Origin of the sequence: Parasphingorhabdus sp. (assembly GCF_048269915.1) — a bacterium.
GTDB lineage: Bacteria > Pseudomonadota > Alphaproteobacteria > Sphingomonadales > Sphingomonadaceae > Parasphingorhabdus.
This window is the reverse complement of the sequence record NZ_JBLWTY010000011.1, coordinates 1-19,745: the sequence shown is the minus strand read 5'-3', so window position 1 is coordinate 19,745 and position 19,745 is coordinate 1. Positions and strand designations below refer to the sequence as shown.

Here is a 19,745-nt window from a genome sequence, read left to right as displayed (position 1 = left end):
ATTCGTCAGGGTTGGGAGGAGGTAACCCGGACGAAATCTATGAAACTCAAATCCTGACAGCGCCCATATAGGAAGGCTTCTGCCCGGAAACAACACCCGCCGAGGGAGGAGGTTCGGCGGGTGTCGTTATAGGGTGACCGGCAATTTTGGGAGGAGGAGGTTGCCGGTCTATTCGTCAGGGTTGGGAGGAGGTAACCCGGACGAAATCTATGAAACTCAAATCCTGACAGCGCCCATATAGGAAGGCCTCTGCCCGGAAACAACACCCGCCGAGGGAGGAGGTTCGGCGGGTGTCGTTATAGGGTGACCGGCAATTGGGAGGAGGAGATGCCGGTCGTTTCCTTCGAAGTTGGGAGGAGGATAACTCCGAAGGAATCTCTAAAACTCTGTCTGGCGGGCTCTTACGAGGCTTACCGCCCTTTTTACAACCCCTGCCGAGGGAGGAGGTTCGGCAGGGGTTGTTTTGGGTGACCGACAATTGGGAGGAGGAGTTTGTCGGTCATATCCGTCAGGATTGGGAGGAGGTAATCCTGGCGAAACTGAATTAGCTGCTGTCCTTAGACAGACTTGCGTGCAACGAACGGGATGTCGCCGCGGGAGATGCCCAGATCGTTCAGTTCACGGTTGGACAGGCGGCTCAGCTCGTTGACGGTCTGACGGTAACGGCGCCAGTTGCGGTAGTTGCGAATGATGTTCATCTTGCTGCTCGCTTCGTTCGAATATTCTGTGTTCGTCTTGTGAGCAGGAGATAGTCCCAAGCCGCCCGGCTTTGAAGTGACAATGTTGCATGACAGCAATGCGATTTGTGCAATGCAGCATGGCCTTTTTGCGGCTGCTGCATGGCTCGGGTTTGGCGCGGTTCTAATCGGTTTATAAAAAGCACGGTGGGAGCGGGGGATGCAGCCGGTATGCGCAAGGGGGCCGAAGCGATCAAAAAAGCCCTGAATCTTGCCAATTTTGCTTTGATAGACTAGGTGCAGGTGATATAGAACCCGCGCTTTCGGAAGCTTAAGGCGTTCCTTGGGTCTTTCGAAGCGGGTGTGGTGGAATTGGTAGACACGCAGGATTTAGGTTCCGGGTTGATCCGTCCAATTCATTGAACTAACCCCCTCTCTCCCTCCCAAAACCCTTACGAAGTATGGCTTTGAGCGCACCGCTCGGGGCCTGTTTTTCATTTCCCAGAATAGTCCAAACTATCGGACGGAATTTTGTGCCCATTTCGCGTTTGGGCACAGATGTCCCGGTTTGTGCCCAATCTTGTGACCAACCAAGGAGAAATCATGCTTGATCTGGTGGCCGAACAGGCCCGTTTGGAGCAGCGAATGGCTACACTCGGGGCCGAGCGATACCGCGCTCTAGCTCTTGAAGCCCGCGAAGGCGGGGAGGCGACCCGAAGCAAGTCTGTGAGCTATGCGATGGACGCGACAGTCCTCGTGCTCGGAGATGCTGTCTCCAAGTTCCTAGAGAGCGCCCAGACGGGCCGGGCAGGGCGGAAGCACTCCGCTGTCCGCGCTCTTGAAGATGTCGATCCGACGGTTGCGGCCTTCATCACCGCGAAGACTGCGCTCGACGGCGTGGCGAAAAAGCGGGACATGGTGGCCGTGGCGAGCCTGATCGGCACCGCTATCGAGACCGAGAAGCGGATTGCCAACTACCGCCTGACCCATCCGGGACACGTCGGGACCGTCGAGAAGGACCTGAACCGACGCACCCGGAATGGCCGTCACCGCAAGAGCGTGTTCAACCACGTCCTTAGCAAGGTGGAGGACGGCTGGACCGCGTGGGATGCCCGAGCCAAGGTTCTCGTCGGGACAAAGCTGATCGAACTCATGGTGGAAGCGACAGGTCTCTTTGAGATCGAACGCATCCGTCGCGGACGCAACAAGTATGCCGCGTCACTCGTACCGACCAATCGCGTCAATGACTGGCTGGCGACCCTCGACATTCAGGCCGAACTCCTCTCTCCCGAGTTCCGACCGTGCGTCATTCCGCCGAAGGATTGGGAGGGGCTTGTGGGTGGCGGCTACCACACCGACGCTTTCGCCACGGACCTATCACTCGTCAAAACGCGCTCCAAGGACCACCTGAAAGCGCTTGCGAGCGCCGACCTGTCTAACGTCTATCGAGCCGTCAACGCGATCCAGCGGACGCCGTGGGCCGTGAACAGGCGGGTTCTGGAAGTCGCTTCCCACCTCAACGACGCGGGCGGGGGGCTCGCAGGGCTCCCGCAGGAGGCCGAACACATTCCGACGCCTCCCGCCGACATCGATACCAACGAAGAAGCGCGCACCCGGTGGAAACGTCAGGCCGCAATGGCTCACGACCGAAACCGGACGCTGTTCAGCCGCCGCGTTCAAACCTTGAAGACCCTCTCGGTCGCGCAGGAGTATGTTGACTATGACGCCATCTACTTCCCCCACCAGCTCGACTTCCGGGGCCGCGTCTACGCCGTGCCGAACGGGCTCAACCCCCAAGGCACCGATCTTGCGAAAGGGCTCCTCCAGTTCTCGGAAGGGGACCCGCTGGACACGGTAGCCGCAATCCACTGGTTCAAGGTCCATGGTGCCAACACGTTTGGCGTGGACAAGGTGGGTATGGACGACCGACTGGCTTGGGTGGACGCCAACTCCGGGCGCATCGCCGCCACGGCTAGGGAACCTCTGGATGACCTCTGGTGGGCGGAGGCTGACAGTCCGTTCTGCTTCCTCGCGTGGTGCTTCGAGTACGCAGCGTGGTTGATGGTCACTCCCTACGGAGGAACCTTCTGCTCTCGCCTCGCAATCGCGATGGATGGCTCCTGCAACGGGCTCCAGCACTACTCTGCAATGCTGCGCGATCCGGTCGCCGGGAAGGCGGTCAACCTTGTCCCTTCGGACGCCCCGCAGGACATCTACGGGGAGGTTGCTCGCGTCGTGAATGACCGTCTCTACCAGATCGCCATGCAGGAGCATGTTCCGGGGTTGGAATACGCCACCGACGAGGAGCGCAAGGAGCTTATGGAGGAGGCCGCACTGGCGAACCACTGGGGAGCCTTTGGGATCGACCGAAAGATCACCAAGCGGCCTGTCATGGTGCTCCCGTATGGCGGCACCTTGAACTCCTGCCAGAAGTACGTCTTTGACGCGGTTCTGGAGCGCTCGGCAGCGGACATCGCAACCCTCCAGATCGAAGATGACCAGCTTCGCGCTGCCTCGTACTGGCTAGGAGGTGTCGTCTGGTCGTCCATTGGTGATGTCGTGGTGTCCGCGAAGCTCGCCATGGGTTGGCTCCGGGAGACTGCGCTGATCGTCGCCAAGTCGGGAAATCCCTTGAAGTGGACCACACCGAGCGGCTTCGTGGTCGTTCAGGGCTACCAAGAGGTGAAATCCCGACAGATCGAAACGGTCCTGTTCGGGAAGCGGTTCAAGCCCTGCATTCAGGAGGCTGTGCCCGACACTATCGACCGTCGGAGACAGGCTAACGGCGTGGCCCCGAACTTCGTCCACTCCATGGATGCGGCGGCATTGATCCTCACGGTGAATGCAGCGTCCGAGAAGGGCATCACCAAGTTCGCCATGATCCACGACAGCTATGGCACCACTGCGAGCGGGGCCACAGACTTGGCTTCGGTCCTCCGCAGCGAGTTCGTCCGCATGTATGAGGAGAACGAGGTGCTGGAACAGTTCCGAGAGGAAACCGTCCCGGCAAGTCTCCAAGATAAAGTGCAGTTTCCTCCGTTTGTCGGGGGTCTTGATCTGCATGAAATCAAGGAGAGCGACTACTTCTTCGCCTAGTTTGACCGATAGTTTGGACGATTACCCACTACCATTCGGTCGTCTCAATTCCCTAAACATTGGAGATAACATGATTACAGCACCTTCCATCCGCCTCCACTTCGGAGCATCCAACGATGACATCACGGTGGATGGACATACCTTCACTCGACACAAGCTCTCCAAGAAGGACTTCTCCTTCCTACGGAACGTCGTGATCGACACCCTTCTCAAGGTCAAGGCGATCCGCCGAAGGGGAGCGTAATGAACCGGGACAAGATGAACCATCTCGACCCCGGTAAGGTCGCTCAACAGGCTCTCACCCAGTTGGATCGCATCTCGGATCACGACAAGGAGACCCAAGCCGTGTCCCTCGCGGTCACGCTTCTTGCCTACTGCCGTCGGCACGGGGTCGATCCGGGAGACCTGTTCACAGTCGCCAACAACATGATGGCCTCAAAACACGTCAAGGACCCGAGCTTCTCGGCCTTGCAGATGTACGTCGACAACGAGTTGTAGCCTCCCGCTACGTCTCATCCACCCAGATATAGGGGCGCATTGCGTCCAAATCGTCCAAAGGTTTGAACTATGGTCAGTCTTCACCAAGTCTACGGCACTCGCGGTGCCTCCAACCCCCACGCCCGCAACTGGGCACAGCAGCCACTTCTCCCGGCCCGCTTCGGTCCCCGGAAGGTGCGCCAGAAGATGCGCTCCGTCCTGCGAAAGGGGGTCCCGAGCAGTGCGTAACCGAGACCTAAAGACGGCCATTCTCCATTGGAAGCAGGGCGTCCCCCTCCCACTCGACCTTGAGACCCGCCTGATGGCGCAAGGCTTCGACATTCCCACACTCCAAACCCGCTACGAGCGATAGGAAAACCATGGCAAAGAAGAAGAACCAGAACCCCGATTCAATCACGCTGAACACGCCTCCGGGCGTTCTGAAATGGCCGAAGGTCACGGAGCCGGACTACGGCACCGACAAGTTCCCCGACAATGACGGCTCATTCAACACGAAGGTCACGTATGACGGCTCCGACCCGGCAGTGACCAAGTTCACCAACCGGCTCGACAAGCTGATGGATCGCGCCCGAGAGCTTGCCGAGGAGAAGTTTGCAGAGCTTCCCGTGAAGGCTCGCAAGCAGATCGAAGCCAAGAGCGGCGGCATCCAGCCGGACCTCCCATACGCTCCCGTCTATGACGAGGAGACCGAGGAGGAGACTGGTGAAATCGAGATGCGCTTCAAGCGTAAGTATTCGGGCGAGTTCAAGAAGGGTCCGAAGGCTGGCAGGAAGTGGTACGCCAAGGTCGGCCTGTTCGACAGCGCGAAGCCTCCGAAGCCGCTCAAGAAGGGCATCGAAATCTGGGGCGGAACGACTGCGATCATCAACGCCGAGTTCTTCCCGTATTTCGTGGCCGGAACCGGCGCATATGGCATCACCCGCCGCCTGAACGCCGTGCAGGTTCTCGAACTGGTGTCTGCCGGTGGTGAACGTTCGGCATCGTCTTACGGCTTTGAAGGCTCGGACGATGGCTTCGATAGTTCGGACATTGAGGCGGACGACGACGAGGGTTCCGACGGTCCCTTCGACGGCGGCTCCGACGACGATGATGACGACGAAGCCGACTTCTAAAATTTGACGAAACGAACTGTCCGTCCCAAGCGGAAAGCCGTGACCCCCAAATCTCGGGGTGTCTCCAACGGCTACCGCTCGGGGCTGGAAGAAAAGATTGTCTCCGAACTGGAGGCGAGGGGGATTGAGGCAGCGTTTGAAAGCCTGAAAATCCCATTCCGCCAGCCCGCTAAGGACCGAACGTACACGCCGGACTTCCCGCTCCCCAACGGGATCGTGATCGAGAGCAAAGGGCGCTTCATGACGGACGACCGTCAGAAGCACAAATGGCTCAAAGAGCAGCACCCCGAACTCGACATTCGGTTCGTCTTCTCGAACTCGAAGAACAAGCTCTCGAAGGGGAGCCCCACGTCTTACGCCATGTGGTGCGAGCAGTGGGGGTTCCTCTACGCGGACAAATCCATCCCTGACGAGTGGCTCAATGAGCCGCCCTGTCAGAAGCGCATCGCCGCCCTCCAGCGCGTTGCCATCCCCAAGAAGAAGAAATCACCAACGACCTGACCAGCGCCCACGGGGTCCCCGAAAGGGGGCCTCGTCATGCGCACCTTACGAAAGGAACTTCATGTCTTCGCACTTCAACACGATCAACGACAAGCCGATGAAAACCCTGCTTCTCGACCACCTTCTCGAAGGCAAGTCGATCAGCAATGTGGAGGCTCAGGCCCTCTGGCGCTGCCGTGCGCTGCCGAAGCGCATCTCCGAACTCAAGTCCGATGGTTGGCCGATTGTCTCGGAGCGCCGCAAGGACAGCACCGGACAGAGCTACGTCCGCTACGTGCTGGAAGGGGGGAAGCTCTGATGGTCATCCATCCGAACCCGTTCGGTCCCCTCATGGTCTGGCTCACCGCCTTGCTTCTTCTCACCTTCCTTTTCTCTGCTTGAGGTTCACATGTTCAAGAAAATCATCGCCCGCTACTTCCGCCCGTCCACCGCATCGGCCCTGTCGGGCTTCCGCAAGTCCATGAACCAGCTTGCGCAGGTAATCGCCTTCGAGAACGCGGAGATCGAGCGTCTGGATGCGCAGATCAAACGCACCTCCACAAAGCGCTTCGCTGCCTTCTCTCGCCGCGACGACGCCGCCCACTTCCATGCCAAGCTTGAGGAGTTCCTGTCTTAATGACCTACGCATACGCAATCATGTTCGTGTTCTACATCGCCGCCACGCTCACTGCCACAGCCGGATGGTTCATGAACGTTTTAAAACTGTTCAACCTTCCGTGGGATACCTTCACTGGTGAGATGCTAATCCGTCTTGTGGGTATTCCGGTTCCGTTCATCGGCGCAATCGCGGGCTGGTTCTGACACATCAAACCGATAGTGAGTTCGTCGGACACGAGCCATGCCCCGAGTGTGGCTCCTCCGACAACCTCGCACGATATGACGACGGGCACGGCTACTGCTTCGGCTGCGGCCACTACGAGCCCGGTGACGGCCAAGAAACTTCTTCACATCACGAAAACAACGCTGAAAGGAAGCGATTGTCGAAAGACTTGCTCCCTGTCGGTTCCATCCGGGCGCTCGCCAAACGGGGACTGACAGAGGAGACATGCGCCAAATGGGGCTACTCTGTCTCCGAAATGGGAGGCCAGACGGTCCAACTGGCAAACTACCGGGACCTGACGGGCAACCTCGTGGCCCAGAAGGTTCGCTTCAAGAACAAGGATTTCAGGTTCCTCGGGGACGCCAAGTCGGCAGGGCTCTACGGCCAGCATCTTTGGCGCGATGGCGGCAAACGTGTCGTCATCACCGAGGGAGAGATCGACGCCATGTCTGTGTCCCAGTTGCAGGGGCTCAAATGGCCGGTCGTGTCGCTTCCAACGGGCGCTCCAAATGCCCGGAAGGCTCTCCAGAACGCCTTCGAGTGGCTCGACAAGTTCGATGAAATCATCCTCATGTTCGACAACGACGAGGCGGGCAGGGAGGCCGTTGAGAAATGCTCCACCCTTCGCTTCAAATCAGGCAAGCTCAAGGTTGCCAAGCTTCCCCTCAAGGACGCAAACGAGATGCTCCTTGCAGGGCGCGGCTCGGAGGTCATCGACGCGATCTTCGGGGCCAAGGCTCACCGACCTGACGGCATCGTAGCTGGTTCGGACCTCTGGGATACCGTCAACCAGCAGGACGAGGAATACACGCTCCCACTGCCCTTCAACGCTCTGGGAAACATGTCCCTCGGGGTGCGCCTCGGGGAGCTTTGGACGTTCACCGCAGGGTCGGGCATCGGCAAATCCGCCATCGTGCGTGAGATCGCCTACAACTTCGTGGTCGAAGACGAGACCGTCGGCATGATTATGCTGGAGGAGAACGTCAAGCGCACCGCACGGGGCCTTATGGGGCTCGCCATCAACAAGCCAGCACACTCCATCTGGGGTGAACTGACCGATGAGGAGAAGCGGGAAGGCTTCGACGCCACGTTGGGGACAGATCGAATCTTCCTCTACGATCACTTTGGCTCCTCCGACATCGATAACATCGTGTCCAAGATCAGGTACATGGCCGTCGGCTGTGACTGCAAGGTCGTGATCCTTGACCACCTCTCCATCATCGTTTCCGGCACGGAAGACGGGGATGAGCGGCGGCTGATCGACAACATCATGACGGAACTCAAGACGCTGGCGATGGAACTCAACATCGCAATCCTCTTGGTTTCCCACCTCAAGCGCCCACAGGGCGACAAGGGGCATGAGGACGGTGCGCGGACTTCCCTCGCACAGCTTCGCGGCTCCCACGCCATCGCACAGCTTTCCGACTTCGTGATCGGGGCCGAGCGAGATCAGCAGGGCGAGCACAAAAACGTCACCACCCTTCGGGTCCTCAAGAACCGCTACACGGGCGAAACCGGTGAAGCGGGCTGGCTCCAATACGACCCCGACACAGGGCGACTGGCGGAACTGGTGGAGGACCCTTTCAGCACGGAAGGAAATCCAGATGAGCAATACGACGAGTTCGACGGAAGCGACACCGGCTCCGACCCTTTTTGAGCTTGTGATGCAGCAGAACGGTTCCACCAAGGACCTGTTGGAGCTGCACGAGAGGGCTCACAGCGAGGGCGCTACGCCGGAGGATCATTCCCGGTATGCGCTCGCCAAGCAGAGCCGCGACAAGCGCGCTCGGGCCATAAGAGCTTCGTTTCAGGCTGTTGATGGCGGGGTAGGTTGAGCAGGTATCTGTTCGACTGCGAAACTGACGGGCTCTTGGACGAGCTAACCACAGTCCACTCGCTGGTCCTCAAGGACGCCGACACCAGTGAGGTCTTCTCCTACCGGAACGACGGCCACCCTGACAATCTCAAGCGGATGGGGGAAGGCGTTCAGAAGCTGATGGAAGCCGAGGAGATCATCGGCCACAACATCATCAAGTTCGACGTTCCGGCGATCCAGAAGGTCTTCCCTTGGTTCACGCCAAAAGGCCGACCCCTAGACACCCTAGTTCTCGCCCGCCTGTTCTGGCCCGAGATCAAGATGACGGACAGCGCCCTAGTCAAGAAGGGGAAGCTGCCGAAGAAGCTCCAGAACAAGTATTCGCTCGAAGCCTTTGGCTACCGCCTTGGGCTCTGGAAGGGCGACTACGCGGAGGAGATGAAGGCCAAGGGCCTCGACCCGTGGGCCTCGTGGAACCCGGAGATGCAGGATTACTGCGAGCAGGACGTTGAGGTCACTCACGCGCTCTATCGCAAGGCCCTTCCGATCTGGGCCGGGACCGACAAGAAGGGCCACGGCATCCCGCACAGCGACAAAGCTGTTTGGATGGAGATGGAGGTCGCAACCATCCTCTCCAGACAGGAGCGTTGGGGCTTCACCTTTGACGCCAAGTCAGCGGAGAAGTTCTACGTCGAACTGATCGGTGAACGGGAGACGCTCGACCGGGAACTCCGAAAGACCTTCGGATCGTGGAACGCCTCGGGCGGAACCGTGGACGTGAAGCGGACCCGGAGAGTGAAGCGTAAGGACCTCCCGGCAGTCGGGTGGGAGCGCTACAAGAACGGCAACATCAAGGTCGACAAGGAGGGCAACCCGGTTCCGCTCTATGTCACTGAACTCTACGAGGAGGGCTCGCGGTACTGCAAAGTCAAGACTGTCGAGTTCAATCCCAAGAGCGGACACCACATTGCCGACCGGCTCAAGAAGCTGTTCGGATGGGAGCCGCAGGAGTTCACGCCGAGCGGTGAGGTCAAGGTCGATGAAACGATCCTGTCCCAACTCCCGTGGCCGGAAGCCAAGCTCCTCACCAAGTACCTGACAGTCGCCAAACGCATCTCCCAGTTAGCGGAGGGCAAACAGGCGTGGCTCAAGAAGGAGCGCAACGGGCGCATCCATGGGGCAGTCGTCACGGCAGGGGCAGTCACCCGACGCATGACGCACAACTTCCCCAACGTGGCCCAAGTGCCAAAGGTCGGGAGCCCATACGGGGCCGAATGCCGGTCCCTGTTCACGGCCTCTCCGGGCTTCGTTTTGGTCGGCTGTGATGCTGACGCCTTGGAGCTTCGATGCCTCGGCGGCTACATGTCGCGGTACGACGGCGGCGCATATATCGAGACCATCCTGTCGGGCGACAAGGCCCAAGGCACGGACATGCACTCGGTCAACTGCCGAGCCCTCGGGATGGACCCGAAGGGCAAGTATGTGGTGGACGGTAAGGAGCTATCAGGCCGCGACATCGCCAAGACTTGGTTCTACGCCTTCATCTACGGGGCAGGGGATTTCAAGCTCGGACGAACAGTCGGCACAACCGGCTCCGCAAAGACCATCATAGCGGCTGGTAAGAAGTCCCGAGACGACTTCCTCAAGGGCCTCCCGGCTCTCGGAAAGCTGGTCCAGAAGGTGCAGGAACGCGCCTTTGGGTACAGGTCCAAGAAGACCCGCAAATGGGTTCCCGGCAGGGGCTTCCTCGTGGGGCTCGACGGCGGGAAGCTCAAGGTCCGGCACAAACACGCCGCCCTCAACACGCTCCTCCAGTCGGCTGGAGCGATCATCATGAAACAGGCCCTAGTCATTCTTGACCGAGACCTACAGGCGGAGGGGCTCGCCCCCGGTGTGGACTACGAGTTCTGCGCGAACGTTCACGACGAATGGCAGTTGGACGTGCTCCCCATGCACGTCGAGTTCGTCATGAAGACCGCCGAAGACGCAATACGAAAGGCTGGAGAAGAACTTGAGTTCGGATGCCCCCTCGCGGGGAACGCTGACCAAGGGACCAACTGGCGCGACACCCACTAAGCAACGGAGGCGAAACCACGGCGGAGGCCATCTCTACGTCATTACGAACCCGGCTTGGCCGGGGTTTTGCAAGGTTGGTCGGACGACCGGACTTATATCCCGATACCGCACCTACCAGACTGCAAGCCCTCATCGAGACTTTCATCTTCACTACCACAGGTATTTCCCAGATGTATGCAAAGCTGAACGAACCTTCCGCACCCTCTATTCCGGCCAGCGCCGCAATGGGGAGTGGTTTTTCATCCACCCCGACGATGCCGCCAACCTTGTCGATCTTGTCGCCAAGCGTCTCGGAACGTGAGGAACACGCGGCCTATCTCCGATCCAAGTACGGCATCCCTGTTCTTATGGGTGAGGATGACGGCCTGACGCAGTGTGAGGAGTGCGGGGACTTCCAGTCCTACCATCACGATTGCCGTTGCTAGACTACGCCTTTGTGGTCCGCAAAGGGGACAAGTACCTCGCGGATCGCGTTCACCACATGACATGGACCCAAACGCCGATCCGAGCGCGGCTCTTTCTCACCGAGGAGGCCGCCGTTCGGGCCGCTGAAACGCACCAAGGGGAACCCCGAACGGTGCAGCTAATGGAGATTGATTGACCACCACGCTCCTGATCGACGGGGACCTGTTCGCCTACCGAGCAGCCGCCGCCGAGGAGAAAGCCACAGACTTTGGGGACGGCCAGTTCGTCCTATCCGCCGACGCTGACAACGGCATCGCCAACCTAGACGAGACGCTCGAAGGCTTCCAGAAGGTCCTCGAAGCGGATCGAGTCATCGTCACCATCTCGGACGCCCGAAACTTCCGCAAGGAGGTCATGCCGTCCTACAAATCGAACCGCAAAGACGTTCGCCGCCCCATGATCCTTCCGGCGCTCTTGCAGCACCTCAAGGACAACTACGAAACGTTCATCCGTCCGGGGCTCGAAGCCGACGACGTGATGGGCATCCTCGCCACCAACTCAAAGGTGGTGAAGGGGCGGAAGATCGTCGTCACCTCCGACAAGGACCTTCGCACCGTACCGGGCCTTCATTGGGACCCGGACAAAGAGGGTGAGACGAAGGATAAAGAACCAACCTTCGTGACCGAGGCGGAGGCCGACCGACTGTTCTACGCACAGGCCCTCTCGGGGGACAGCGTGGACGGCTACAGCGGTTGTCCCGGCATTGGCAAGGCCCGGGCCGCTGCCTTGGTGGCCGAGCCTGTCCGCCTTGTCTACTCCGAGACGGAGGTCAAGCGGGGACCCAATAAGGGCACCATGCGGGGACGCTGGTTGTCCGAACCGACGACGAACATCTGGGAGTGCATCGTCACTCATTACCAGAAGGCGGGCCTCACAGAGGATGACGCCCTCGTCAATGCGCGGGTCGCCCGCATCCTTCGACATGAAGATTATGACTACAAGCGAAAGGAGCCCATTCTTTGGCAACCGAGCGCCTGACTATTGGCCTCTACTCCCCCGTTCCGCAGTCCGGTAAGAGCACCGTCGCGGAACTCCTCAAGAACCGGTACGGCTTCGAGCAGCGCCCCTTCGCGGGGCCGCTCAAGCGTCTGGTTGTAGACCTCCTCTGGTCAGCCGGGTTCGATCCCGAGCGGATCGGCCAGTTCATGACACGAGACAAGGAGGCCCCGATCCCCGAACTGGGAGACAAGAGCTTCCGCTATCTGATGCAGACGATTGGCACCGACTGGGGCCGAAAGCTCATCGATAAGGACCTCTGGGTCAAGCTCGTCCTCAACGCCCCGCAGCGAGCCGATCTGGTTGTGGTCGAGGACGTGCGGTTCCCCAACGAGTTCGACGCAGTTCTCGCTGACGGGGGCCAGATGTGGCGCATCGAGAGGCCGGGGGCTGAACTCCCCAACGACCACCCGAGCGAGGGCCTTCTGGAGGACCGTGAGTTTGACGAGGTGATCGTCAACGACGGCAGTCTGGAAGCTCTTGAAGACAAAGTAATCGCGGCCCTTTCGGGGGCCGTTTGATTACCCACTACCATTTGGACATCTCGATTTGAAAAACCAACCACACTCGAACCTGTCCACGGTGCCGCCTCTGGATGCCGCGACCATCGAGTACGCCGAGCGTCTCTTTCCTGAAAAATGTCCGAACCCCAACGATCACGAACGGGAAGTATGGATGAAGGCGGGTGAGCGGAGGGCGGTGAACCGTCTCCGAAACCTCCTAGACAAACAGGAAAAGCAGAATGTGCGTCTTTAGTAAGCCGGACCCGGTGAAAAACATCGTTCCGCAGCCGACCGCCGCTCCCGAGAAGGAGCCCGATCCGGTGGAAATCAAGAAGGACAGTCAGACGAAGGTCCAGCGCAAGCGCAACCCTCTCCGCATTGACCTGGCTTCCGGGTCTTCCACGACCAAGACAGGCGTCAACGTCTAGCCTGAATGGCCGGATCAGCTAAGTCGCGGTTTCAAGCCCTAGAGGCTGACCGCCGAGCCTATCTGGACCGTGGCCGTCAATGCGCCAAACTCACCATCCCCTCGCTCCTCCCCGAAGATGGAGCGAACGGGTCCACGAAATTCACAACCCCGGAACAGAGCCTTGGCGCTCGCGGCGTGAACAACGTCTCGGCCAAGCTCCTCATGGCGCTGTTTCCCCCGAACGCACCATACCTCAAGATGGAGGTGGACGACCTTACCGCGCAGGAAATGACCGGTCAGGAAGGCGTGAAGGATGAAATCGACAAAGCATTCTCGCAGTTCGTGCGGAGGGTGATGACGGACTTTGAGGCGAGGGCGCTCCGCTCCGACCTCTATGAAGTCTTTCGTCTCCTCGTCACGACCGGAAACGCCACCCTTTATGTGCCCGAAGACGGGCGCTGTCGGGTCTACCGTCTGGACAAATATGTGTGCAAACGGGACCCCGGCGGAAACCTCATAGAGTGGGTCGCACAGGAGCCCATCGCCATTGCTGCGCTGCCCGAGGAAACACGAAACGCGCTGCCGGAAGGCGGCACCTCGAAATCCCCGGAAGCAGCCAACGGCGTCCAGACCGAAGCCTCCGCCGACACGGTGGACCTGTTCACCCACGTTCTCCTGAACGAGGAGGGCCAGTACACGGTCTATCAGGAGGTCGAAGGGGAGATCATTCCGGGTTCCGAAGGGGCCTATCTTACCGACGAACTCCCGTTCCTCGTGCTCCGCTACAACAAGGTTGATGGCGAAGACTACGGGCGCGGCCTGATCGAGGAATATTTGGGAGACCTCGCGCACCTCGAAAGCCTGTCGAAGGCAATCCGAGAGTTCGTGGCTATCTCCTCCCGAGTGATCCCGATCCTTGACCCGAACGGTATCCTTGATGCCAAGGACCTCGTGAACGCCGAGAATGGCGAGCCCGTGGTCGGCAATAAGGAGGACGTTTCGTTCCTCCAGATCGAACGCTACAACGACTTCCGAGTAGCGAAGGAAATGATTGACGAGCTTTCTCAACGGCTCGCGTTCTCATTCCTCATGAACACCGCCATCCAGCGCCCCGGCGAGCGAGTTACCGCCGAGGAAATCCGCTACATGGCCCGTGAACTGGAAGACACCCTCGGCGGCACCTATTCGGTACAGGCCGTGGACCTCCAGCTTCCCCTCGCCAAGGTCCAGATCAAGAACCTTGAGAGCAGGGGATCGCTCCCCGAGCTTCCACAACAGGTGGCGACCCCCAAGGTTGTGACCGGGATGGACGCCCTCGGACGGGGCAACGACCTCTCGAACCTGATGCAGTTCCTCAACCTCATTGGTGAGAGCCCTGCCGCACAGTCGATCAAGTGGGAGAACCTCGCTCTGCGACTGGCTAACGGCCTCAACATCGAGACCGAAGGATTGCTGATGACCCCAGAGGAAATCCAAGCGCAGCAGCAGCAGCAGATGATGATGCAGATGGCCGACCGGCTCGGCCCCAACGCCGTGAACCAACTCGGTGGCATGGCCCAGAAATCTATGGAGACACAATAAGCATGGCTAACGTGAACGTAGGTACTCGCTCGAAGGCGGGCGATGCCGAGGCCCTTGAGGCGAAGATCAAGGCAGAGAAATCCGAAGGCAAGAAGGTGGTGGAGAAGGACGGCAAGACGTTCCTCACCGAGAAGACCGTAGGCGGTCTGACGATCAGCACGAGGATCGCATAATGGGCAACCCTCTCGAAGTGAACATCAAGTCCGAACCTACCGGCCCCGACGCCCCGGCACCGGCTGGTGGCGCAGAACGTCCCAACCATGTCCCGGAGAAGTTCTGGGACGCCGAGACGGGTACGATCAAGACCGAAGCTCTCCTGAACTCCTACTCGGAGCTTGAGCAGAAGCAGTCTGCCGGTGAGGCTCCCACGGAACCCGAAGGCCAGACCGAAGGCGCTCCAGAAGGCGGCGCCGAAGGTGACGATGAGGAGGGCGCAGAAGCTCGCCGCGTTGCCGAAGAAGCTGGTCTCGACATTCCAGCTTTGGAGAGCCACTGGGAGGAACACGGTTCGCTCCCCGAGGACACCTATGAGAAGCTCGCTTCGGTGGGCGTCGACAAGGGCCTCGTAGATGAGTTCGTCCAGTATCGTCTCTCGCAGGGTGAGACCCTCCGCAGCGAGATGATGGCGACCGTCGGCGGCGAGGAAACCGTCAACAAGATGGTCGAATGGGCGACGAAGAACTACTCGGAAGACAAGGCGAACGCTTTCAACGAGGCGGTCAACTCGAAGAACCGAGGTCAGATTGAACTCGCACTGTCGTCTCTCAAGGCCGACTTCGACCGCGCCAATGGCGTGAAGCCGAAGCTTGTCCAGCCGACGACCGGCACAGGCGCTAAGGGTGCCCGATACAACAGCCTTGAGGAGATGCTGGCTGACCAGCGGAACCCCAAGTACCGCACCGACCCGGCCTTCCGACAGAGTGTCATCGACAAGCTCTCTCGCTCGAACATCTAAGAACAACACCCCCTACGCCTCTCCACGGAAGCGCACCCGAGGGGGTTCCTCTACATGCGCCCAATCAGTGAATTAATCATCCACTGTTCGGCCACCCCCGAAGGCAAAAACTTCACCGCACGGGACATCGATCGCTGGCACAAACAGCGCGGCTGGCGCGGCATCGGCTACCACTACGTCGTTCTCTTGGACGGCACCATTCAGGAAGGCCGACCGCTCCGCCAGATCGGAGCCCATGTGCGGGGACATAATCGGGGAACCATCGGCATCTGTTATATCGGCGGCGTTGCCAAAGATGGGCGGACTGCCAAAGACACTCGAACCCCGGCACAGAAAAGAGCGCTTCTGGAAATCTGCAAGCGCCTGACGAGGAAGTTCCCCTCGATCCAGAAAGTGACCGGCCACAACCAGTACGCCGCCAAGGCATGTCCGAGCTTCGACGTTCGGAAGGACCCGCTCGGCTCGCTGGTATGAAACCCACACGCAAGCACTCCAAGCGACACACCTCAAAGCTGTTCCTTCTGGTGAACACGGTGCTCGCTTGGGGGCTCGCATTCTACGGGGTGGCAACAGGCCAAGCGGCCTCTGTCGTCGCCTCCGCGCTGGCTCTCGTCGGGGCTTTGTATGGTGCCTACACCGGCATCGGACATCTCGACTACCGGCGCTTCCTCAACTTCTTCACCTCGAACCAACAGGGACCCTTCTATGGCAACGCTGACATGGATTTTGAGGAACTGGAAGGTGGCGGCTCTGGTGTTGGCTATTCTGGCCCTGATCGGGACGGGATTTAGCCTCTACCAGAAGGGCAAGGCACAGGCCCTAGCAGAGGCCCGAACGGCCCATCTTGAGGAACTGAACAAGTTCTATCGGGAGCAAGCCATCCGCTTTGCTACCTCCCTTGAGGAGCACGGAAAGCGAGCCCAAGCCGATGCCAAACAGATCGCCCAACTCAAAGACAGGATCACCTCACTCGATGAGTATGCCGAAAGCATTGAAGATCGGGAGTGTCTTGCTGGCCCTGACGTTGAGCGGTTGCGCAACCTCTGGGACGGTGCTCCCAACTGACACCCATTTACCTCCTGTTCCGGCCGATCTCTCGGTCTGCTTTGACAGGACGGTTCCGGCTCCCCGAAAGGGGGCCATGAGTAAGCGCGATGTGCTCCGGCTGATCGCGATGCTCAAACAGTCCGAGGCCGAGAAAACGGCCTGTGGGAAGCGGCTCATCGCTTTCTACGAGGACCTCATGTGATATGGCCGGGGCCACTGCCGAAAGGTATGCCTCGGCCCTCTTACAACCTCCTGTGATGACGACGGACCTCATAGTCGCACTGCCCATTCGGCGGTGACTTTCAGGTTCCAACTCAAGGCACTCGAACAAGAACCTTGACCCGCCGAACTGGTCCCCGAGGGGGCCTTCGAGCGGACAATCTCGCGTTCCTGCACGGCGCTTTGGACGGACCAATTCTCCCTCCATCGCACACAGGAAAACTACTATGTCCAACGTAACTGTCTCCCGCCTCGGTCAGGTAAATCTCGCCAACGACGTTGATGCTCTGATGCTCAAGGTCTGGTCCGGTGAGGTCCTGACGGCATTCAACGCCGCTTGTGTCTATCAGGACAAGCACGTCACCCGTGAGATCGACGGCGGTAAGTCGGCCCAGTTCCCGGCAACCGGCAAGATCACGGCTGACTACCACGTCCCCGGTACGCAGCTTACCGGCACCCCGATTGCTCACAATGAGCGTGTGATCGTGATTGACGACCTTCTGGTTGCCAACACGTTCATCGCTGACATTGACGAGGCCAAGAACCACTACGACGTTCGCTCCGAGTACACCCGGCAGCTTGGCGAGGCCCTTGCCTCTGCCTATGACAAGAACGTCGCTCGCGTTGCCGTACTGGCTGCGCGTGAAGGCGCTACCATCACTGGTGAGGCCGGTGGCTCCGTCATCAACGGCGGCGCAACGGTCAAGACCGACGGCGCGCTGATCGCTTCGGCTCTGTTCGCTTCGGCGCAGAAGTTCGATGAGAACAGCGTACCGGATAGCGAGCGCTTCGCCCTCATGCGTCCTGCAACCTACTACGCTGCCGCATCCAGCACCGACCTCATCAACAAGGATTGGGGTGGTCGCGGCTCCTACGCAGACGGCAAGATCGAGACCCTTGCGGGTATCACCATCGTGAAGTCGAACCACGTCCCGCAGACGAACGAAAGCGCCGCTGCGAACGTCCCGACCAAGTACCGTGGTGACTTCTCCGCAACTGGCTTCTCGGTCTTCCACCGTTCGGCTGTCGGCACCGTCCGCCTGATGAACCTCTCGATGCAGTCCGAGTACCTGACGCTGTTTCAGGCTACGCTTCTGGCTGCGCGCTACGCTGTCGGTCACGGCATCCTGCGTCCCGAGTGCGCCATCGAAGTGGCCGCTGCCTAACCAACCTCGCCGGGGTCCCTTCGGGGGCCTCGGCATTTTTTTCGTATGTAGGAGGCCCGCATGGAGACCCTCGGTCCCTCCAGCGAAGTTCAAGCCGTGAGCGAGCTTCTGGCCGCAATCGGTGAGGACCCCGTGGAGGCCCTCGACAATCTACCGCCCTCTGGAAACACCGCCCTGTCAGTTCTCCGATCCACCTCTCGGGACTTTCAGGAGGAGGGCCATTGGTTCAACTTTGAGAGCGACCACGTTCTCACGCCGAACGGCGACGGTGAAATCATCATCCCCGGTTCCATTCTGTCCCTCACAGGGGTGGAGGGCGACTACATCGCAAGGCGACCGCGCCTCTATGACCGGGAAAACAAGACCTTTCAATTCAGCGAGCCTGTCTCGTGTTCAGTGATCTTCCACCTCTACTGGGATGAAATTCCGGCAGTGGCCCGAAGGTATGTCACGGCCCTTGCGGTCGAGAAATTCGTTGATGGCTTCCCCGGAGCCAACGCTGTGACCGAGGCCCGCAATCGGAACCTCTTTCGCGCACAGGTGGCGTTCCAGAAAGCCAAGCTCCGCAACGAGAAGTTCAACCTCCTGAACAACGCGACTATCTCGCAGCTATCCCGGAGAAGCTAATGCGAGCCAAGGGAGGCTCTCCTAACCTCATCAATGGGGTGAGCCGGCAACCCGCAGAAGTAAGGCTTACCTCGCAGCTTGAGGAAAGCATCAACCAGTTCCCCACAGTCTCCCGAGGTCTCGTCCCTCGGAACCCGGCAGTCCTCAAAGGGGTCGTTTCAGGCCCCCGACCGGCCAACTCTACGGTCCACTTGATCGACCGCGATGATGACGAGCAGTACGTCGTGACAGTCAGTCCGAACGGGATTGAAGTCCACGATCTGGACGGGACGGCAAAGACGGTCTCCGCTCCGAACGGCTTGGGCTATCTAGCCGGGGCCGGTGAGGGCGACCTTGAGGCCCTGACGGTGGCCGACCACACATTCATTTTGAACAAGAAGAAGACCGTTCAGGCTTCCTCTGCGAAATCTCCGCGGTTTGTGAATGGTGGTCTCATCCACATTGCCTCCGGCGACTACCACACGGAATACTCCATTCTCGTGGATGGCGTGGTCAGAGCTAAAGTCATGACTGACGGCGGTCCATATTCGCAGGAAAGCGATGCCCGAGCGGCGGAGAAAGGAGCCCGTCCGGCCAATGTTGCCCACCTTCTGTTGAACGGTACGCCGCTCCCTAACGTGGTTGCAATTCCGGCCAACGCCCAGTCGCACCTCAAGGCCACTCTCGGGACCTCCAACTGGACCTACCAGTTGATGGATAATGTGATCTACATTCAGCGGAACAGCACGTCGAACTTCCGTCTTGACGTTAAGGCAGGTTCAGAGACCCGCGCACGAGCCCACAAAGGGGCTTCGCAGGACTTCTCGGAGCTACCACGCCGAGCCCCCCATGGGTTCTCGATCAAGGTCTCGGGCAGCGAGGATACGAACTACGACGACTACTACGTCCGCTTCGACCACCCTAACGAGGCCGCGCAGGGGCGATGGAAGGAGACTATCGGGCCAGACGTTCCCTACCGGATCGACCCGGCGACGATGCCTCATGTCCTTGTCCGAAATTCCAACGGGACGTTCACCTTCAAACAGGCCGAATGGGCCGACCGGGAGGTGGGTGGTCTTGCCCCCGTTTCGCCGGACACTCAGGCGGTTGCGATTTGAGCGGCAATGAACTCGCGGGGCGAGCGCATTTTCAGCCCTGAGTGCGGGTGGTTGTCATTGTAATCCTCGATCCAGTTTTCGATC

General features: G+C 59.6%; 26 protein-coding genes. 24 read left to right on the top strand and 2 right to left on the bottom strand.

Annotated features, from left to right (window positions below; genetic code table 11):
• Positions 1-557: 557 nt before the first annotated feature.
• Positions 558-758, bottom strand: a complete 201-nt coding sequence (locus tag ACN0WX_RS15100) for a DUF1127 domain-containing protein (RefSeq protein WP_417623169.1) — start codon at positions 756-758, stop codon at positions 558-560.
• 522 nt (positions 759-1,280) lie between these two features.
• Between ACN0WX_RS15100 and ACN0WX_RS15095 the strand changes: the two genes are divergently transcribed.
• The 24 genes from ACN0WX_RS15095 to ACN0WX_RS14980 all read left to right on the top strand — a co-directional run bounded on the left by ACN0WX_RS15095 (position 1,281) and on the right by ACN0WX_RS14980 (position 19,661).
• Positions 1,281-3,773 carry a DNA-directed RNA polymerase gene (locus tag ACN0WX_RS15095; protein ID WP_417623168.1) on the top strand — a complete coding sequence of 831 codons (2,493 nt, stop codon included), beginning with the start codon at positions 1,281-1,283 and terminating at the stop codon, positions 3,771-3,773.
• Between the two features lie 70 nt (positions 3,774-3,843).
• The gene (locus ACN0WX_RS15090) at positions 3,844-4,017 is read left to right on the top strand and encodes a hypothetical protein (protein ID WP_417623167.1); all 174 of its coding nucleotides are present in this window, start codon (positions 3,844-3,846) and stop codon (positions 4,015-4,017) included.
• Positions 4,017-4,271, top strand: a complete 255-nt coding sequence (locus ACN0WX_RS15085) for a hypothetical protein (protein WP_417623166.1) — start codon at positions 4,017-4,019, stop codon at positions 4,269-4,271. The genes ACN0WX_RS15090 and ACN0WX_RS15085 overlap by 1 nt, the downstream gene beginning before the upstream one ends.
• Before the next feature lie 359 nt (positions 4,272-4,630).
• Positions 4,631-5,383, top strand: coding sequence for a hypothetical protein (locus ACN0WX_RS15080; RefSeq protein WP_417623165.1), 753 nt, complete (start codon positions 4,631-4,633; stop codon positions 5,381-5,383).
• 39 nt (positions 5,384-5,422) lie between these two features.
• Entirely contained in the window at positions 5,423-5,884 is a 462-nt protein-coding gene (locus ACN0WX_RS15075) for a hypothetical protein (protein WP_417623164.1), read from the top strand.
• Between the two features lie 61 nt (positions 5,885-5,945).
• Positions 5,946-6,182 carry a helix-turn-helix domain-containing protein gene (locus ACN0WX_RS15070; RefSeq protein WP_417623163.1) on the top strand — a complete coding sequence of 79 codons (237 nt, stop codon included), beginning with the start codon at positions 5,946-5,948 and terminating at the stop codon, positions 6,180-6,182.
• Between the two features lie 90 nt (positions 6,183-6,272).
• Complete coding sequence (locus ACN0WX_RS15065; protein WP_417623162.1) at positions 6,273-6,500, top strand: hypothetical protein; 228 nt, start codon at positions 6,273-6,275, stop codon at positions 6,498-6,500.
• Complete coding sequence (locus ACN0WX_RS15060; RefSeq protein WP_417623161.1) at positions 6,500-6,685, top strand: hypothetical protein; 186 nt, start codon at positions 6,500-6,502, stop codon at positions 6,683-6,685. Before ACN0WX_RS15065 ends, ACN0WX_RS15060 begins: the two co-directional genes overlap by 1 nt.
• A 176-nt stretch (positions 6,686-6,861) precedes the next feature.
• Entirely contained in the window at positions 6,862-8,361 is a 1,500-nt protein-coding gene (locus ACN0WX_RS15055; protein ID WP_417623160.1) for a DnaB-like helicase C-terminal domain-containing protein, read from the top strand.
• The gene (locus ACN0WX_RS15050) at positions 8,309-8,539 is read left to right on the top strand and encodes a hypothetical protein (RefSeq protein WP_417623159.1); all 231 of its coding nucleotides are present in this window, start codon (positions 8,309-8,311) and stop codon (positions 8,537-8,539) included. The genes ACN0WX_RS15055 and ACN0WX_RS15050 overlap by 53 nt, the downstream gene beginning before the upstream one ends.
• The gene (locus ACN0WX_RS15045; RefSeq protein ID WP_417623158.1) at positions 8,536-10,596 is read left to right on the top strand and encodes a DNA polymerase; all 2,061 of its coding nucleotides are present in this window, start codon (positions 8,536-8,538) and stop codon (positions 10,594-10,596) included. Before ACN0WX_RS15050 ends, ACN0WX_RS15045 begins: the two co-directional genes overlap by 4 nt.
• A complete protein-coding gene (locus tag ACN0WX_RS15040; RefSeq protein ID WP_417623157.1) occupies positions 10,532-10,897 on the top strand; it encodes a GIY-YIG nuclease family protein in 366 nt (121 codons plus the stop codon). Before ACN0WX_RS15045 ends, ACN0WX_RS15040 begins: the two co-directional genes overlap by 65 nt.
• 296 nt (positions 10,898-11,193) lie before the next feature.
• Positions 11,194-12,039 carry a hypothetical protein gene (locus tag ACN0WX_RS15035; protein ID WP_417623156.1) on the top strand — a complete coding sequence of 282 codons (846 nt, stop codon included), beginning with the start codon at positions 11,194-11,196 and terminating at the stop codon, positions 12,037-12,039.
• On the top strand, positions 12,021-12,578 hold the full coding sequence (locus tag ACN0WX_RS15030; protein WP_417623155.1) for a hypothetical protein: 558 nt from the start codon (positions 12,021-12,023) through the stop codon (positions 12,576-12,578). Before ACN0WX_RS15035 ends, ACN0WX_RS15030 begins: the two co-directional genes overlap by 19 nt.
• A gap of 221 nt (positions 12,579-12,799) precedes the next feature.
• Complete coding sequence (locus ACN0WX_RS15025) at positions 12,800-12,988, top strand: hypothetical protein (protein WP_417623154.1); 189 nt, start codon at positions 12,800-12,802, stop codon at positions 12,986-12,988.
• Between the two features lie 5 nt (positions 12,989-12,993).
• The gene (locus tag ACN0WX_RS15020) at positions 12,994-14,550 is read left to right on the top strand and encodes a portal protein (RefSeq protein ID WP_417623153.1); all 1,557 of its coding nucleotides are present in this window, start codon (positions 12,994-12,996) and stop codon (positions 14,548-14,550) included.
• A gap of 2 nt (positions 14,551-14,552) precedes the next feature.
• Positions 14,553-14,723: a hypothetical protein gene (locus tag ACN0WX_RS15015; protein WP_417623152.1), complete on the top strand. Its 171-nt coding sequence runs from the start codon at positions 14,553-14,555 to the stop codon at positions 14,721-14,723.
• Complete coding sequence (locus tag ACN0WX_RS15010) at positions 14,723-15,505, top strand: capsid assembly protein (protein ID WP_417623151.1); 783 nt, start codon at positions 14,723-14,725, stop codon at positions 15,503-15,505. The genes ACN0WX_RS15015 and ACN0WX_RS15010 overlap by 1 nt, the downstream gene beginning before the upstream one ends.
• A gap of 54 nt (positions 15,506-15,559) precedes the next feature.
• Positions 15,560-15,979 carry an N-acetylmuramoyl-L-alanine amidase gene (locus tag ACN0WX_RS15005; RefSeq protein ID WP_417623150.1) on the top strand — a complete coding sequence of 140 codons (420 nt, stop codon included), beginning with the start codon at positions 15,560-15,562 and terminating at the stop codon, positions 15,977-15,979.
• Positions 15,976-16,296, top strand: a complete 321-nt coding sequence (locus ACN0WX_RS15000; RefSeq protein WP_417623149.1) for a hypothetical protein — start codon at positions 15,976-15,978, stop codon at positions 16,294-16,296. Before ACN0WX_RS15005 ends, ACN0WX_RS15000 begins: the two co-directional genes overlap by 4 nt.
• Entirely contained in the window at positions 16,259-16,570 is a 312-nt protein-coding gene (locus ACN0WX_RS14995) for a hypothetical protein (protein WP_417623148.1), read from the top strand. Before ACN0WX_RS15000 ends, ACN0WX_RS14995 begins: the two co-directional genes overlap by 38 nt.
• Before the next feature lie 428 nt (positions 16,571-16,998).
• Positions 16,999-17,937: a phage capsid protein gene (locus tag ACN0WX_RS14990; protein WP_417623147.1), complete on the top strand. Its 939-nt coding sequence runs from the start codon at positions 16,999-17,001 to the stop codon at positions 17,935-17,937.
• 60 nt (positions 17,938-17,997) lie between these two features.
• Positions 17,998-18,564, top strand: a complete 567-nt coding sequence (locus tag ACN0WX_RS14985) for a hypothetical protein (protein WP_417623146.1) — start codon at positions 17,998-18,000, stop codon at positions 18,562-18,564.
• 191 nt (positions 18,565-18,755) lie between these two features.
• Positions 18,756-19,661: a hypothetical protein gene (locus ACN0WX_RS14980; RefSeq protein WP_417623145.1), complete on the top strand. Its 906-nt coding sequence runs from the start codon at positions 18,756-18,758 to the stop codon at positions 19,659-19,661.
• Here the strand turns inward: ACN0WX_RS14980 and ACN0WX_RS14975 are convergent.
• A partial coding sequence (locus ACN0WX_RS14975; RefSeq protein ID WP_417623170.1) for an integrase core domain-containing protein occupies positions 19,643-19,745 on the bottom strand: 103 nt, incomplete at its 5' end. The two genes, ACN0WX_RS14980 and ACN0WX_RS14975, sit on opposite strands and share 19 nt — an antisense overlap.

What these genes read in the sequence shown, in the direction of transcription:
- ACN0WX_RS15095 (WP_417623168.1), top strand. Translation starts at nt 1,281, where the DNA reads ATGCTTGATCTGGTGGCCGAACAGGCCCGTTTGGAGCAGCGAATGGCT.
- ACN0WX_RS15090 (WP_417623167.1), top strand. Translation starts at nt 3,844, where the DNA reads ATGATTACAGCACCTTCCATCCGCCTCCACTTCGGAGCATCCAACGAT.
- ACN0WX_RS15085 (WP_417623166.1), top strand. Translation starts at nt 4,017, where the DNA reads ATGAACCGGGACAAGATGAACCATCTCGACCCCGGTAAGGTCGCTCAA.
- ACN0WX_RS15080 (WP_417623165.1), top strand. Translation starts at nt 4,631, where the DNA reads ATGGCAAAGAAGAAGAACCAGAACCCCGATTCAATCACGCTGAACACG.
- ACN0WX_RS15070 (WP_417623163.1), top strand. Translation starts at nt 5,946, where the DNA reads ATGTCTTCGCACTTCAACACGATCAACGACAAGCCGATGAAAACCCTG.
- ACN0WX_RS15065 (WP_417623162.1), top strand. Translation starts at nt 6,273, where the DNA reads ATGTTCAAGAAAATCATCGCCCGCTACTTCCGCCCGTCCACCGCATCG.
- ACN0WX_RS15060 (WP_417623161.1), top strand. Translation starts at nt 6,500, where the DNA reads ATGACCTACGCATACGCAATCATGTTCGTGTTCTACATCGCCGCCACG.
- ACN0WX_RS15050 (WP_417623159.1), top strand. Translation starts at nt 8,309, where the DNA reads ATGAGCAATACGACGAGTTCGACGGAAGCGACACCGGCTCCGACCCTT.
- ACN0WX_RS15025 (WP_417623154.1), top strand. Translation starts at nt 12,800, where the DNA reads ATGTGCGTCTTTAGTAAGCCGGACCCGGTGAAAAACATCGTTCCGCAG.
- ACN0WX_RS15020 (WP_417623153.1), top strand. Translation starts at nt 12,994, where the DNA reads ATGGCCGGATCAGCTAAGTCGCGGTTTCAAGCCCTAGAGGCTGACCGC.
- ACN0WX_RS15015 (WP_417623152.1), top strand. Translation starts at nt 14,553, where the DNA reads ATGGCTAACGTGAACGTAGGTACTCGCTCGAAGGCGGGCGATGCCGAG.
- ACN0WX_RS15010 (WP_417623151.1), top strand. Translation starts at nt 14,723, where the DNA reads ATGGGCAACCCTCTCGAAGTGAACATCAAGTCCGAACCTACCGGCCCC.
- ACN0WX_RS15005 (WP_417623150.1), top strand. Translation starts at nt 15,560, where the DNA reads ATGCGCCCAATCAGTGAATTAATCATCCACTGTTCGGCCACCCCCGAA.
- ACN0WX_RS15000 (WP_417623149.1), top strand. Translation starts at nt 15,976, where the DNA reads ATGAAACCCACACGCAAGCACTCCAAGCGACACACCTCAAAGCTGTTC.
- ACN0WX_RS14990 (WP_417623147.1), top strand. Translation starts at nt 16,999, where the DNA reads ATGTCCAACGTAACTGTCTCCCGCCTCGGTCAGGTAAATCTCGCCAAC.
- ACN0WX_RS14985 (WP_417623146.1), top strand. Translation starts at nt 17,998, where the DNA reads ATGGAGACCCTCGGTCCCTCCAGCGAAGTTCAAGCCGTGAGCGAGCTT.